The organism is Culturomica massiliensis, from assembly GCF_900091655.1.
Lineage (GTDB): Bacteria > Bacteroidota > Bacteroidia > Bacteroidales > Marinifilaceae > Culturomica > Culturomica massiliensis.
The window spans coordinates 2,570,335-2,586,810 of the sequence record NZ_LT594621.1; the positions used below are offsets into that span (position 1 = coordinate 2,570,335).

General features: G+C 44.2%; 10 protein-coding genes. 6 read left to right on the top strand and 4 right to left on the bottom strand.

Features of this window, described 5'->3' with window-relative positions:
* Positions 1-115 precede the first annotated feature (115 nt).
* The 6 genes from BN8908_RS12005 to BN8908_RS12030 all read left to right on the top strand — a co-directional run bounded on the left by BN8908_RS12005 (position 116) and on the right by BN8908_RS12030 (position 7,696).
* Complete coding sequence (locus tag BN8908_RS12005; protein WP_021987126.1) at positions 116-1,615, top strand: SUMF1/EgtB/PvdO family nonheme iron enzyme; 1,500 nt, start codon at positions 116-118, stop codon at positions 1,613-1,615.
* 68 nt (positions 1,616-1,683) lie between these two features.
* A complete protein-coding gene (locus BN8908_RS12010; protein WP_068690795.1) occupies positions 1,684-2,979 on the top strand; it encodes a UDP-N-acetylmuramoyl-tripeptide--D-alanyl-D-alanine ligase in 1,296 nt (431 codons plus the stop codon).
* 10 nt (positions 2,980-2,989) lie between these two features.
* Positions 2,990-3,724 carry a polyprenol monophosphomannose synthase gene (locus tag BN8908_RS12015; RefSeq protein ID WP_021987124.1) on the top strand — a complete coding sequence of 245 codons (735 nt, stop codon included), beginning with the start codon at positions 2,990-2,992 and terminating at the stop codon, positions 3,722-3,724.
* Between the two features lie 130 nt (positions 3,725-3,854).
* Positions 3,855-5,186 (top strand): dihydroorotase, encoded by a 1,332-nt coding sequence (locus tag BN8908_RS12020; RefSeq protein WP_068690797.1) that lies wholly within the window; start codon positions 3,855-3,857, stop codon positions 5,184-5,186.
* Positions 5,187-5,277: 91 nt separating this feature from the next.
* Positions 5,278-6,549: a phosphoribosylamine--glycine ligase gene (gene purD / locus BN8908_RS12025; protein ID WP_021987122.1), complete on the top strand. Its 1,272-nt coding sequence runs from the start codon at positions 5,278-5,280 to the stop codon at positions 6,547-6,549.
* Between the two features lie 154 nt (positions 6,550-6,703).
* Positions 6,704-7,696, top strand: coding sequence for a hypothetical protein (locus BN8908_RS12030; protein WP_068690799.1), 993 nt, complete (start codon positions 6,704-6,706; stop codon positions 7,694-7,696).
* Here BN8908_RS12030 and BN8908_RS12035 read toward each other — a convergent pair whose 3' ends face one another.
* The 4 genes from BN8908_RS12035 to BN8908_RS12050 all read right to left on the bottom strand — a co-directional run bounded on the left by BN8908_RS12035 (position 7,697) and on the right by BN8908_RS12050 (position 16,470).
* Positions 7,697-8,359, bottom strand: a complete 663-nt coding sequence (locus BN8908_RS12035; RefSeq protein WP_068690801.1) for a DUF2461 domain-containing protein — start codon at positions 8,357-8,359, stop codon at positions 7,697-7,699.
* 81 nt (positions 8,360-8,440) lie between these two features.
* Positions 8,441-8,773, bottom strand: a complete 333-nt coding sequence (locus BN8908_RS12040; protein ID WP_021987119.1) for a PAS domain-containing protein — start codon at positions 8,771-8,773, stop codon at positions 8,441-8,443.
* 209 nt (positions 8,774-8,982) lie between these two features.
* Positions 8,983-15,321: a PKD domain-containing protein gene (locus BN8908_RS12045; protein WP_068690803.1), complete on the bottom strand. Its 6,339-nt coding sequence runs from the start codon at positions 15,319-15,321 to the stop codon at positions 8,983-8,985.
* 27 nt (positions 15,322-15,348) lie between these two features.
* Positions 15,349-16,470, bottom strand: a complete 1,122-nt coding sequence (locus BN8908_RS12050) for a PorP/SprF family type IX secretion system membrane protein (RefSeq protein WP_021987117.1) — start codon at positions 16,468-16,470, stop codon at positions 15,349-15,351.
* Positions 16,471-16,476 lie beyond the last annotated feature (6 nt).

Here is a 16,476-nt window from a genome sequence, read left to right on the forward strand (position 1 = left end):
AAAAAAAACAAGATTTTTATTTTTGTAAATACATTTTTAAGTATATTTGTGAATTAATTGCGTTTCGTTTGATTCGAATAAAAATACTAAATTAAATAGCTAAAAAAAACTGCTCATGAAAAAACATGGTTTTTTAGTTTTGGGAATGTGTTGTGTGATGCTTTTCTCGGCAAGTTCTTGCCAAAAAGTAAAAAAACTTTTCGGAGGAGGCCAAAAATCTTCTACTACCGGTTGGACTTACAATGATAAGAAAAATGGGGGTATGGAATATAAAAAAGTGAAGAATCAAAAGACAGGCCCGGGACTTGTATATATCCCCGGAGGTACCTTTGTGATGGGACGGACACAGGAAGATGTTATGGGAGACTGGAATAACCCACAGCGGCGGGTCACAATCGAATCTTTCTATATGGATGAACATGAGGTGCGGAATATCGACTGGCTGGAATACCTCACTTGGTTGCGACGTGTATACGTCAGTTATCCCGAAGTGTATAAAAAAGCGTTACCCGACACACTGGTATGGCGCGAGCAATTAGCTTATAATGAACCGATGGTCAGCAACTACCTTCGATTCCCCGCTTATGCCGAATACCCGGTAGTCGGTGTAAACTGGGAGCAAGCTACGGAATATTGCGTGTGGAGAACCGACCGTGTAAACGAACAGTTATTGATTGACAAAAAGGTGCTGGCACACGATCCGGACAATCAGAGAGACGAAAACAACTTCAATACAGAAGCTTACCTGAACGGACAATATGTAGGGACGGTAAAAAAGAATATCAAAGGATTAGGCAAAGAAAGAAGACCTGTCAAATGGGAAGACGGGATTTTACTGCCGGAATACCGTTTGCCGACAGAGGCTGAATGGGAATATGCAGCCTACGCTTTAGTCGGAAATACACACGACGAGCGCATCAGCAACTCCCGCATTTATCCGTGGGACGGCTCCTGGGTCAGATATGCTGAGAAAAAGCACAGAGGCCGGATGATGGCAAACTTTGTCAGAGGTAAAGGGGACTATATGGGGGTTGCCGGAGACGCGAATGACGGTTTTGCCATGACAGCTCCCGTCAAAAGTTTCTGGCCGAACGATTTCGGACTGTACGACATGGCCGGCAATGTAAACGAATGGGTTTCGGACGTTTATCGTCCTTTATCCTTCCAGGATATGGCAGAATTCAATCCTTATCGCGGGAATGTCTTCAAGACGCTCGTAACCGACGAAGAAGGCAACATCGCCCAGAAAGACAGCCTGGGACACATGCGTTACCGTGTTCAAACCGACGCAGAACTGGCAAATAGAGAAAACTATCGTACTGCCGATAACCGGAACTACAAAGACGGTGATATCCAATCCCGGATTTCTTCGGACATCGACTGGAAAGCACAGGACAACAAAGGCACAAAAGATATGTACTATGTTTCCAACGAAGAAACGACAACCATGATCGATGATGAAGCCCGGATATATAAAGGGGGCTCATTCAAAGACAGGGCTTATTGGCAAAATCCGGGAACAAGACGTTATCTGAATCAGAAAAAATCGACCAACGATATCGGCTTCCGGTGTGCAATGAGTCAAATTGGCGGCGGGAAAGTCAAAAAGAGATAAAAATAAAAGGTTGTGAAATTCACAACCTTTTTTATTACGAACCTGATAAACAATTCATTTCAGAAAAAATGACTACAAACATCGCCTCTCTATACGAAACTTACATCCGGGGACACCGGGTAACAACCGACTCCCGGAATATCCAACCGGGGGATGTTTTTATCGCCCTGCGCGGAGACAATTTCAACGGTAATAAATTTGCACAACAGGCACTGTCCCAGGGGGCTGCTACGGCAATTATCGACGATCCGGAATTCGACAACGGAGAAGGATACATTCTAGTGGAAAATACGCTAACCTTCCTGCAGGAAACCGCTGCCTATCACCGCCACCGGTTGGGAATTCCGATACTGGGAATAACCGGGACGAACGGTAAAACAACAACGAAAGAACTGTGTTATGCCGTACTTTCACGCCGTTTTAAAACCGTCGCAACCCAAGGCAATTTAAACAATCATATCGGAGTGCCTCTCACCTTGTTGAGTATGGATGAAACCACAGAATTCGGAATCGTAGAAATGGGCGCGAACCACCCCGGTGAAATAAAAATATTATGTGATATTGCAGACCCGGACTTCGGCGTGATCACCAATATAGGCCAGGCTCATTTAGAAGGATTCGGCAGTTACGAAAATATCATATCTACTAAGAAGCAACTCTACGATCATATCTTCCGGAAAAAAGGAAAAGTATTCGTCAATGCGAAAGACCCTCTTCTTATGGAATTATCCCGGGATCACAACCGGATTTTATACGGTAAAGCAGAAGCCTACCTGAAAGGCGAGCTACTTCAGTCAATCCCTTATATGGTATATGAACTGAAAACCTTAAAAGGAAACCTTTGTATCCGGACCAAGCTGACAGGCGGTTATAATTTCGACAATGCTATGGCAGCTTCCTGTATCGGGACTTACTTCGATGTACCGGCCGTTTCCATCCAACATGCAATCGAAGATTACCGTCCGTCAAACCTCAGGTCGCAACTGATAAAAACAGCTCATAATACCATCATTTTAGATGCTTACAACGCCAATCCCAGCAGTATGGCGGTAGCTTTAGCCAATTTTGCCGAAATGTCGGCTCCCCACAAAACCGTCGTATTGGGCGAAATGCGTGAACTGGGACAGGTCAGCGAAGAAGCTCACCGAAAAATTATCGATATATTACAGGAAAATCATTTCAATACGGCTTTTCTCGTCGGGAATAATTTTGAACATTGTTCCAATAACCTTAACTTTATCCGTTATTTCAAAGATACCGATGCCTTAATCGTGTTTCTGAAAAATCACCCGCTTCAAGGTTCTTGTATACTGGTGAAAGGTTCAAGAGGCAACCAATTGGAGCGTATTGTAGAATACTTATAATTCTGAACAAGTGAACAACAGAGTTGTTATCATTCCGACCTATAACGAAAAAGAAAACATCGAAAATATCATCCGGTATGTCGTCGGATTGACTCCGAAATTCGATATTCTGATCATAGAAGACAATTCACCCGACGGGACAGGCGACATTGTCGAAAAACTACAACAAGAGCTCCCCCAGCTTCACATGATCCGGCGGGCAGGTAAATTAGGCTTGGGAACCGCTTACATCACCGGTTTCAAATGGAGTCTGGCACACGGATATGAATACATCTTCGAAATGGATGCCGATTTCTCCCACAATCCGGACGATTTGGTCAAACTATACGAAGCCTGTAGCACGGGAGCAGACATGTCCATCGGTTCCCGCTATGTCACCGGAGTCAATGTTGTCAACTGGCCTATGGGACGTGTTTTAATGTCCTATTTTGCTTCAAAATACGTACGTTTTATCACAGGTATGAAAGTACACGATGCCACAGCCGGTTTTGTTTGCTATACCCGGAAAGTATTGGAAAGCATAAATCTGGATAAAATCCGCTTTAAAGGATACGCTTTTCAGATTGAAATGAAATTTACAGCCTGGACGCTGGGATTCCGCCTGAAAGAAGTACCCATTATTTTCACGGACCGTACTTTGGGAACATCGAAAATGAGCGGAGGTATTTTTACGGAAGCTTTCCTCGGAGTCATTACAATGAAAATACGGAGTCTATTTTCGAAACGGAACAAAAAACAACAATAATTTTAATTTTAGATTTACGATTTCAGATTGAAATACGAATCAGAGCTGTAGTTTCGCTAATCTGAAATCGCAGATATCACAGGAGGGAATTGTATGTGTAGTCTAAAATCTAAAATCAAATGATTCTATTATGAAAAAAATCATCAAAGGCGGGACACTGGTCAATGAAAACCGGATTTTTCAAGCCGATATTCTCATTGAAAATGACCGGATTTCCTGCATATCAGACCGTCTTTCTGAAGAAGCCTGGGAAAATGCGGAAATAACAGATGCAACAGGATTATTTGTTATACCCGGTGTTATCGACGATCAGGTACATTTCCGGGAACCCGGTTTAACGCATAAGGGAGACATTGCTGAAGGCAGCCGGGCAGCCGCAGCCGGAGGAGTAACTTCTTTTATGGACATGCCCAACGTCGTTCCCCCGACCACCACCTTAAAACGACTGGAAGAAAAACAAGAAATTGCCCGACGTAATTCGGCTGTAAACTATTCCTTCTATCTAGGCGCCACCTCGGACAATATGGACGAAATACGGAATATCGATCCGCATACGACCTGCGGACTCAAAGTATTCATGGGTTCTTCTACCGGTAATATGTTGGTTGACAAATTGGAATCCCTTGAAAAAATTTTCAGCGAATCACCGGTACTTATTGCCACTCATTGCGAAGATACGCCGATCATTAACCGTAATCTGGCTCTGTATAAAGAACAATACGGGGACGATATTCCGGCCGGATATCATCCGCTTATCCGTAGCCGGGAAGCCTGTTACAAAAGTTCGTCATTAGCTGCTGCCTTGGCTCGCAAACACAATAGCCGCCTTCATATTCTGCACCTCAGTACTGCGGAAGAAATTGCTTTATTGGATACAGGCAGCCGGAAAAACAAAAAGATTACCGGGGAAGTCTGCGTACACCATCTTTGGTTCAACGATTCAGCTTATCTGAAAAAAGGAAATCTTGTCAAATGGAATCCGGCCATAAAAACGGAAAAAGACCGGCAGGCTTTGATACAAGCCCTGAATGAGAACAGAATAGATGTCATCGCCACCGATCATGCCCCCCATACCCTGGCCGAAAAATCCGGACCTTACACAAAAGCGGCCAGCGGCGGCCCAATGGTACAACATTCCTTAACCATCATGCTTCAGCTAATGGAACAGGGGGAAATCCGTCTGGAAAATATCGTAGACAAAATGTGCCATGCACCGGCCGAGCTATTCCGTATCAAAGGCAGAGGTTATCTGCGGGAGGGATACAAAGCTGACATTTGCTTATTCGGTAAACATCCCTGGCAGGTCACAAAAGAAAATATCCTCTATCGCTGCGGGTGGTCACCGCTGGAGGGAATGACATTTGACTATAAAATACAGACCACTTTTGTCAACGGTCACAAAGTTTATGAAAACGGGAAATTCGACGACAACTATCGGGGAGAAATGCTGGAGTTCTGTTGAAAGCCAATAATTTTTTCTATTTTTGTACGACCGCATTAAGCGGTAAAACATCTGAAAACACGCACAACAACGATATGAAGGTTTTAACGATATGAAGGTTTTATTATTAGGAAGCGGAGGCCGTGAACACGCCCTGGCCTGGAAAATGATTCAAAGTCCGGAACTGGAAAAGCTATATGTAGCCCCGGGAAATGCAGGAACAAGTGAAATCGCAGAAAATATTGCCATAAAACCGACAGATTTTAAAACCATCGCCGGCTTCATTGCCGAAAAAAATATCGATATGGTTGTTGTCGGACCGGAAGATCCTCTGGTTGCCGGTGTTCGGGATTATCTCGAAAACGACGAACGTCTGACCGGCCTGATGATTATCGGCCCCGGAAAGGCAGGAGCCATTCTGGAGGGAAGCAAAGACTTTGCAAAAGAATTCATGTTTCGCCATCATATACCTACAGCCGCTTACTTAACAGTAACACCGGATTCCATAGAAAAAGGGATCTCTTTTTTACGAACCTTACGTCCTCCCTATGTATTGAAAGCCGATGGCCTGGCTGCCGGGAAAGGGGTCTTGATTTTAAATGATTTGTCGGAAGCCGAACAGGAATTACAATCCATGCTAAACGGAAAATTCGGAAAGGCCAGCAATCAAGTCGTTATCGAGGAATTTCTGCAAGGCATCGAAATTTCCGTATTTGCGCTGACGGATGGCCAAGATTATAAAATACTGGGATCTGCTAAAGACTACAAAAGAATCGGAGAAGGTGATACAGGCCTGAATACGGGTGGTATGGGAGCCGTTTCGCCGGTACCGTTCGCCGACACGGCTTTCAATAAAAAAGTAGAAGACAAAATCATACGTCCGACCATTGAAGGTTTGCAAAAAGACGGTATTAGCTACAAAGGTTTTCTGTTTTTCGGATTGATGAATTGCAACGGCGAACCTTGGGTTATCGAATACAATGTGCGCATGGGAGACCCCGAGACAGAAGTCGTTATTCCCCGCATACAATCCGATATTCTCGAGCTATTTAAAGCAACTGCCCAAGGTAAACTGGCCAAAGCTGACTTTACCATGGATAAACGATTCTGTACAACAGTCATGCTTGTTTCCAAAGGCTATCCGGAAGACTACGAAAAAGGAAAAGAAATTCAAATCGGAAATATACAGGATTCTATCGTATTTCATGCAGGTACCCAGAAAACAGAAAACCGGGTAGTAACAAACGGAGGACGTGTCATTGCCGTCAGTTCTTATGGAAATACAATGCAGGAAGCACTGACTTTGTCTTATGAAAATCTGGAAAAAATCGATTTCAACGGCAAAACTTTCAGAAAGGACATCGGCAAGGATTTGATGCAATAAAAACCGGTATATTTCAATACGATTCTGAACTTACGGCATAACTTCGCTTACAGCCGTCCCCTGTCAAAGAAAAACGTAGATCAGAAATAAAATACAGGACATCCGTAAAAACAGGATGAAAGGTGGAATGCAAAACTTTTAAAATAATTTACCTATGGTTTTCGACAGATTTCTGAAATCGAAAAAATTGTACATGCTTTTCCTTCTGCCTTTTCTGGCATTGGCAATAGCTGCCATAGGTTTTTACTGGCAACCGGTCCGCCCCCATCTGTCTTTAAATGAAGGAGTCATATACGCCGATTTTTTACGGAATTTATCTGCCGAACACAGCAGATACACCGGACTGGGAATCACATTGGCCATAGCCTACTTTATGTTTTACGTCAATGCCAGATACAAATTTTTACCGCAAATCTCAACACTTCCGGCAACGATCTATATCCTACTGACGACGGGACTGGTCCTGTACCAGGGGTTCAGCTATATTCAAATAGCCACCCTACTGGTGGCATTCGCCTTCGCCGGCCTGCAAGAGGCCATTAACGATATAAAATCCAATAGCTCCATTTATAGTTTCGGTTTTTTAACGGCCTTGGCCATATTGGTATACCCGAAATCCGTCCTTCTTTTTCCATGGGCAATATGCGTACTGATGTTCTCCGGCAGATCCACCCTGAAAGACATCAGTGCTATCCTACTCGGTTTAATTACACCGGTATTTCTTACCTGCTTCTATTATTTTTGGACAGATAACCTCCAGGAGTGTATCCAACGATTCCAAAACAGTCTTTTGGCCGGAGAATTTCTGACACATCCGGAAGGAGCAAGCGTGATCTTTTACGGACTATTAATTTTACTCCTACTGGTATCTTTATACGGTATCATTGTCTTTTATCCGATATCGGTAGTCAATCAGCGGCGCGGCATCCTGTCACTGCTATCCATGCTTTGCTTTTGCAGCTTATCTTTTTTAGTAATTCCCGATATCTATCCGGATATGCTATATATGCTGTTTATGCCTCTCACTTACATTTATTCGCAGCAACTTATCAATCAACGTATCGGCCTTTTAGGAGATATCTTTCTTTTTCTACTCTTCCTTACCGGTATCGTATTCTGCAATGCAAATTTTTTCACGGTTTATTAATCAGCCCTCATCTACCGTATAATTCAAAAAACGATTGAAAGTGTACATCTTCTTAAACACTTCAGCAACCCGGGCTATTGCTTCCGTTCCCTCAAAAAAAGTTTCCGGCTTATAAGTAACGACATCGTAATGCTTGTATTTCAGCAAATCTCCCTGTGGGAAATCTGCGGGAAAAGGAGCAGGCACCCGTTTCAGTTTATCCGTATCATCTATGCCTGTAAATTCCTTTACAAAAGCCTTCTCCTGCAATATCGAAGTAAACTCCTCGATATTATCATAAATATCCTGCCGCAATCTTTTCAGCAAAGCCGGATCGGGACAATATAAACCACCTCCCAATAAACTTCCGTCCGGTTCCAGATGTACATAATATCCTGCCCGATTGCTGTTACGTCCGCCCGGACTTGCAATATAAGCACCGAAATGAGTTTTATAAGGCGTTTTATCCGGAGAAAAACGAGTATCCCGATAAATCCGGTAAACACAATCCTTTGCAGCCAGCCCCCGGACTTCTTCATCGAAATCTGCCGTCCGCTCTATCAATTCACTGATCCATTTCTCGAAACGATCCTTCAATTCCAGGTATTCCGGCTTATGAGCATTAAACCACTCCCTATCGTTATTGTCCCGCAACTTACGCAAAAAATCAAATATTGCTTTCATACATTCTTTTTATTGAAACTCAAAAATAATTAAAAATCCGTCCCTTGGGTTCCAGATTTTCAGATTTTTCCGTTTCCGAATCTATTTGCGAATCATATGCTTCATTTCAAACGGTATAACCATCGAAAGTTCCATAAATCCCATATACTCACCATTTTCATACCATGGCGTTTGATAAATCAACTTTTTTACACCTTCTTTTTCTATCGTATAGGCATTCGTCCGCGGATGTTGTAACATATCAGCCAACAAAGACTTCGCCGGTTCCGGATGACAATCCAACACATTTTTACCGATCAGCTCTTCCCTTCCGGGTTTCAGAAATGTCTTACGCGATTTATCGTTCATATCTATGATACGCCCCTCTTTATCACATACGGTTACTGCGACATCTGCTTCTTTAAAATAATCCATCTTTTTTCTATTTAATTATTCGGTTATGTTCTGTATTCCTTACACTTCCGGTACATCATAACGCTTGCCTATTTCAAGCCCCAATTTATACTCCTCTCAAAAACCGGAATGCGCACTCAATTTACAATTTTAGATTAAAGCATCTGATAACAAATCAGATTGCCAAGCAATCTAAAATTTAAAATCTAAAATCTAAAATAAATATGAACCTATTCTCTCAACAGCAACACACTCCCCTGAACGGTCTGCTCAACTCCGGAATCATTGTTTTTCCCGGTCCATACATCATCGTCCCCAAAAATGGCCCGGGCTCTCCAGATATACATTCCCTGCGGCATCGTCTCTCCTTTATTGTTCGTACCGTCCCAACCTTCGGAAGGCATTCCGTTTTCCAAAGCCCGGGTTTCCCAAAGCTTATTTCCATACTGATCGTAAATCTCCAGGCAATAAACCCGTAACCCCATACCGATTCCGTTAAAACGATTTACTTTTTCATTCTTGCTGTGCGGGATAAAAGTATTCGGGAAGAAAAGCCCCTTCATCAGAACTTCATGCTCAAGAGTAATCGAATCACTGCAACCATGATAATTAAAAGCTATCAAAGTGACATCATAAACCCCGTTACGGTCGAATTCCAATTCCCAATCACCCATACCGTGCACTTCTTCACCGGAAGGCAAAAGCCAAATGCAATCGGTATATTCTTCCGACAAATTGATATATTTAACCTTTTCCGGCTTACCCGTTATCACTTCTTTCTTCATTTTAGCCCGGGGCAGGTTATATACCGTTACATGCCGTTTATATTCCGAACGGCACCCCTTATCGGTTTCCACATTCGCCGTTACGGTATATTGCTGCACCTCATCCGTCTCATTTTCATAACGATGCTCTCCGACAGAAACCGGTTCTGAACCGTCCCCGAAATCCCACATAAAAAAATTCACTCCCACAGCCTCTACCGACGGCTTATAATACAGAGGACTACAATGAGCCGTATCTAACGGTAATATGGTAACAATCGGTTTGTTATAAACATCAACTTCCTTTGTCACAGTAGCCCGGCAAGCCGGTAAGCTGGCTGCAATTCCCGTCACGGCAACATGATAATGTCCATATCCCGCATATACATACCGCATACTGTCTTTTGTTCCTGTACTACCGTCTCCGAAATCCCATTGTACCCGTTTCAATTCCTGATCCGAACGGACAACAAAAGTAAATGTATCCGCCTCACACAAATGTTCGGAAGTAAGTATGGCCAATTGAGGCAAAGGATGCACCTGAATCCAGTCGCTGATTGTATCGAACCCGCAGCCGTTTTCGATATACAACTGTACCTGATATTTACCGGCAGCAGCATAGCTGTGACAAACATCCCACAAAGAATCCCGGTCTCCGTCTCCGAAATTCCAATAGGTATTCTCTACCAACCCTAAAGTATCCGTCGAATTATTTTTAAAACACAACACCTCATCCACACAGGCATACGGCTTAGCAGGTGTAAAATGGGCAGATAAGGAACGTGGCTTTACAATCAGGGAATCGGTATGCTCCGACCTCCCGCATTTATTTTCAGCAACAAGAGTGATATGGTATTTTGTAGAAGTTCCTCCTGTTGTAAATACATGAACGGCATTAGGGGTATGATCTACCGGCGCTCCGTCCCCGAAATCCCACGTAAACTTACACTGGTTACCTGTTGTCGTATTCTGTAACTCCAGCGTTACCGGAGAACATTCCCATTTGTGCATCAATTCAAAACCGGCAATGGGATAGGAATTCACCGTAAGCAACGTATCGTAAGTTCTCACGCCACACTTATTCTTCACCGTAAAAGTAGCTATATAACTGGTGTCCCAAAGTCCCTCCTGATAAAATTTCGGCCGGATAGGCATTAAACTGTCCGTTATCGTTCCGTCTCCATAATCCCAAGCAAAAGAAAGATGATTATGGTCGTCCGGATAACGGGACGGATCGACAGAAAACATCGCTTCAAAAGGAGCACACCCATTGATACGATCCACATCGAAATAAGCGTCTGGCGGTAAATTGACGACTTCTATCCGGACTGGTGCCGACCGATCGATACACCCATGCGAGGATGTCGTCACATTACGGACATCGTAATAACCGTATCCGTCATACACATGTACGGTATCTCCTCCGGAAACAACAACCGGTGCAGCATCCCCGAAATCCCACTCAAAACGATTTCCTTCCGGCTGGTCCGGCATAAACAATGCTTCGGCATAACGACAATGCTGCGCTTCGGTCCGGAAGGTCGTTACCGGCAAAGGATGCACCGTAAGTGTTACCGAGTCAAAATTCGTACACCCATTTCCATCGGTATAATAATAATATACGGCAAAATCACCAGCCGTCGATGGCGTATATTTATCTCCGGGCAATACCTCTCCGGCACTCTCCCAATGCCCGGCAACCGGAGTTCCCGTCAACGGCAAAGGAGCGTGATTCAAACACATTTCCGGATCCGTCCCCGCATCTACACGCGGCAGAGGATGAATATGAACCGTTAAGGTATCTTTAGCCAAACAGGTTCCGTTCGGTAAATTATAAACGACCTGTATATCCCCTTCATAGTAAGCGTCGAAATGAGGATTGAAATAATATTTCCCGTCTTTTTGCAACACCTCCCCCTCTTCTGACACCCAGCTTCCCCAATCCGGCTGTGCTTTTAAAAGAAAAGGATCGGTCAATACACATACTGCCGTATCCCTCAATGCCTGTATCGGGACAAACTCATCCACGACAACAGAAAAATTTCCTTCACCGGGTTGAGCACAACGGTTCCAGTATTTTACATTCACCTGAAACTCTCCGGCATGAAATACAACATCCGGATACAAAGCCGTTTTATCAAAATAATCGTAAACGGCTGCCGATGTTATTGTCCATTCAGCCTTATGAATCCGATCATTATTTCCTTCTACGAGAATCCGATCCCGGGCTGAAAAAGCAAAAGGCTCACATACCCCGGCTATATCGGCAACAGTCACCTCCGGTACGGCAAAAGCCCGGACACGGAACGTCGTATCGTCCGTACCACAAAGATTCTGCACTGCCAACGTTACATTATAATACCCTTGTTCCGAAAACGTCAAATGCGGAGAACGCGCCGTATCCTGCCCTTCTCCGGAAATCTCCCACCCTCCTCCTGAAACCGTCTCAGGTAAAACATGCCATTTATAAACCAACGAATCACCTTCCGACCGGTTATCCAACACCAGGTTTGCAGGAATACAAACCGTCGAATCCAATACAAAAGCTGCTTTCAGGCTATTATTCAACACATTGACCCTGGCATCGAAAGTTTGTACCCCTCCCGTTCCACATTGGGAATAAACTTCCAATGTAATCGTATAACGATCGTTCTTCGTAAAACTGATCTGCGGGTATTGGGAATCTCTTCCGTAACCGTCGACAAATTCATACCCATCCCCGGGATTTACAGACCAATAATAGGTGACATCACAATTTTTCAAATCCCGGTATTCCACGTACCGCCCCATATCGATTGCCGCAGAAGACGCACATATCGGAGCCATTTGTTCCGTCAACACAACATCCGGAATACCTCTTACCTTGACCGGAAATTTCCGTTCTTTCCGGTTACAGGTACCCTCCATAACCAACGTCAGCACATAATCCCCGTACCGGGAAAACTGAAATACCGGAGCCATTGTCATCGCATCCGTTCCCTCTGCAAACAACCACCCGCCCTCCGGACCTTCAACCTGCCAATGACAAACCAATCCTACCCCCTCACTTCTGTTCCGGAAACGCACCGTCTCCCCCTCACAAATATCCGTCGCCCCCAAAGGCCGGACATCCACAAGTATCGTTGTATCGAAAACTGTATATAGTTTTAACGCCGTAAGATATTCTTCCCGGCAACCGGCAGTTTCTAAAGTCGCTCTTACCTGATAATCTCCTTTTTTCCGGAAATCGACAACCGGATACAAAGAATTGGCACCCGTCCCTTCTGAATAACCAAAACCATCAGTCGGAGTTCCGCTGCTGGCAGGTACAATTTCCCAGGTCACTTTCGGTGTATTATTATACCACTCATAACTCACATAATCCTCCAATCGCACTGTTCCCGGACATATTCCACCGGTATCCCTCAAATGCACCTCCGGATCTTTCTTCACCGTCACCGTCATCGTAGAATCCAACGTGCCGCAATATCCGCTGGCCTCTCCCCGTACCCAATAAGTTCCCCAGGTATTGAACAAAACTTTGGCGACCGATTTTTGATTTCCGTAATCCTCAAAAGCATAATCGGCCTGCGGGGCATCGGACCAAACGGTCCAATTATAAACAATCGGATCGTCTTCGGCTGCTGCCGCCGTCATCGAAAAAGACAACCGTCCGGCTTCACATACGGCCGTATCATCGGCACTTACCTTCAGCGTCATTGCCGAATTCCTGACCTTCACCTTCCGGGTCAATTGTTGCGTAACTCCCTCCGTCGAACAGGAAACCGGGTTCAGTTTTACCGTAAATTCATACGTCCCGGGGGTTTTAAAACGAATTACCGGATAGGTGGAATGTTCATCTGTTCCGTTCAAAAATTCAAGTCCGGCTGTAGGAGTAATCGTCCATTCTGCCTCCTCTGGATTATTCCAGAACTGATAAATAATGCAATCGTGAAAATCAATCACATCTTCCGGACATACGGCAGCCTGAGGCTCAAAATGAGCAATATTCGGCTCTTTATGTACATGCACCGTAAAAGAAGAATCCTTTTCCGTGCAATGTGTCTTCAAATTCAGGCGGACCACGTAATCCCCGTATTTATCAAACTGAATCAAAGGGGTCCGGTCCGAAGCAACTGTTCCTCCGGCAAAACTCGTATTGGCCGAAGGTGCCACTGTCCATTTATGGTCGATATTCTCCCCTTCGGAATTACTCGTAAATAAAACTGTTCCGGCTTCACAAATATCCAGATTACCGGTTGTAACCTTCATCAACAAATCCGGATCATATACTTTCACCCGCCCCGACTTTTCCAATACAGTCCCTCCGCAACCAACTGACGTCAATTGCACTTTCAGGGTATAATCTCCCGGCAGCGTAAAATCTATTTGCGGAAATTCCGAATTTTTTCCGGTTCCCCCGGCATAAGTATATCCTGTCTCACCGCTGCCATCACGGGTAATCGTCCATACAGGCTTCACCTCGTTCCCATTCCAGGAAAAACGAACGTAATCCGATAGATTCAAACGGGGAGGACAAATCGTTGCAGGTAAATCAAATTTTAAAATACCGGGATCTTCCCTGACAATAATAGTCGTATCCATGACAGACTCGGAGCAATCATTGGTTACGGTAAGTGATACCCGGTAACGGCCATAATGATCGAATCTGATCTGCGGATCCGTAACCGTAAAATTTCCATTTACAATCGTCGGAGGCGTTCCTCCATCCTCGGGAAATATCTGCCAACGAAAAGGACGAAGTTCGTCACCCGTACTCAAATTCTTAAATTCCAATGTCTCACCGCTGCACAACGTATCGTCCGCAATTTTAAACAAAGCTTTTACCCGGTCGATCAAAACCACTTCTTCCGTCGCCGTATCGTTGGCACAGGAATAATTGTTCGTTGCTATTAATTTTATCGGATAATTTCCGGCTTCCTCAAAAGTAATCTCCGGCTCAAAAGCATTCGATTCCTTCCCGTCACCATAATACCACTCCCAAAATATATTTCCCCCGCTACAATCGGAATTTCCCCCGCCGGTCGTCAGGTTCCGCAACCTTACCTTTTCATAAGTACAATTTTTTTTCTTATCGAATGTAAATTTTGCATCCAAAGGAGTTACGACATGCTCACTGATAATCTTGAAATCAGAATAATTACATTCATTTCTAACCGTCAACTTCACTTCAAACTGTTCATGAGACGAACCCATATGTTCCCGGTCGCAATACGAATGGTCATACCGATGTACAAACCGCTGATTCTGATTCTTCAACTGATCGTTTGTCAACACTTCCGGCTCCGTCCCGTCGTCGTAATTCATGGTGTAGGTCGTTCCGGGCGTATTTTTATCAGCCACCTCCACTAAATAAATGACATCACTTCCGATACATTGTGCATTTTCATCCACTTTACGCAAATCGATAACAGGACGTCCCAAAGCCCTTACCTTATACTCTTTTGTCACTTTCGTTCCGGTAGATATCGCAATCGCTGAAAATTTTAAAATATATTCTTTACTTTCAGTATAAGTCAATAACAAAGGAAAGCTGGACATCGACAAATTCGACTTTACTGTCCCGTTTCCGAAATCCACCTCATAAGTACCGTCCTGAAAAATTCCGGCGGGCGTCTCATTGGTAACCGTCGTACGAAATTGCTTTCCCTCATCGTTACAAATCAAAAAATCATTTTCTTCGTGCAAAACCAACTTATCTTCCAAGCCGGCACCCTGTGCATATCCTTGGGTCACATCCCCGACCAACCACAGCACAAGCCAGCAAACACAAAAAACGCCATATAATAATTTACGTCCGATCATACTCCTTCGTTTTTAACCTGCTAACTATTAAAACCGATAAGACTTTCCGGCATTCCGTCTCGCCTTGGGACGCCGGAAATTATCCGGCGAATTGTCGAAACGACCGATACAACGGGAAGGTGTGTATTTAAAATACCAATGCAATGACAATGAATGACTGGTATTTTTATACATCGTTCCCTGGTGAGTAGGTACCTCAAATGTATATCCGATTTTCCAGCCCTGATCCTCATTCTTCCGAAGGTTCAATCCCAAATTCAACAAAAACGTCCCGATATTCATCCCCTCATACTGATCGCTACGCAACCCGAGGCCTATCATTCCGAACCGCTCCTCCTCCCAATAAACTCCGAATTGTATGTTCTTCATAACCGATTGCATATCCACCATCAAATAAGGAGCAAGCACTGTATTGATTCCATTACCCAAAGGCAAGGGATGAGAATAAGCCAGATAAGCCGAATAACGACGGTTTAATAAATTCTCTTCCGAAGAAACCGAACCGTGCTCCGATAAAAATGATTGTGTCGATTCAATGATGTGATACACAGATAAACCATATTCCAAACTTGCAAGTCCCCGGAATCCGATATAAAAATCGGTCCGCCCGTATATACCGGCAGCCACATCAAACATGGTAATATTATCGGCATAAAAAGCCATCAGCTCCGGTGATAACGCCAGAATTTGCCCGTAATAAGGATCGAATTGATCTCCTAATTTGATCCGTGAAGGATCGAGACTTTTCAAATAAAGAGCCGGTTGTATACCCACTTGCAGAACAGTAGAACGGGCAATCTTTACCCGTCCGGAAATAGCTGCTGCGATGGTATTGGTAACATACATCAACGAATTTTCCTGATCCCGTTGGTAAAACAGAGAAACACCCCCCAAACCGAACGTCTTTTTTTCCTGAAACGGATAATCCGCGGATACGAAATAACTCCGGAAATCCAAAGGTTTACTCCAATAAGCACGCCTTATACCGACATTTACACTTGCCAACCCGTCGAAACCGCTATAGCCCGGATTATTGAAAGACTTCCACATAAAAGGATGCGGCAACTTCGTATCCTGCGCCCCGGCCGAATGCCAGCCAATCGTCCACCCCAGCAAAAGCAACGTCGCATAGTTAACTACCTTTCCCATATCTCT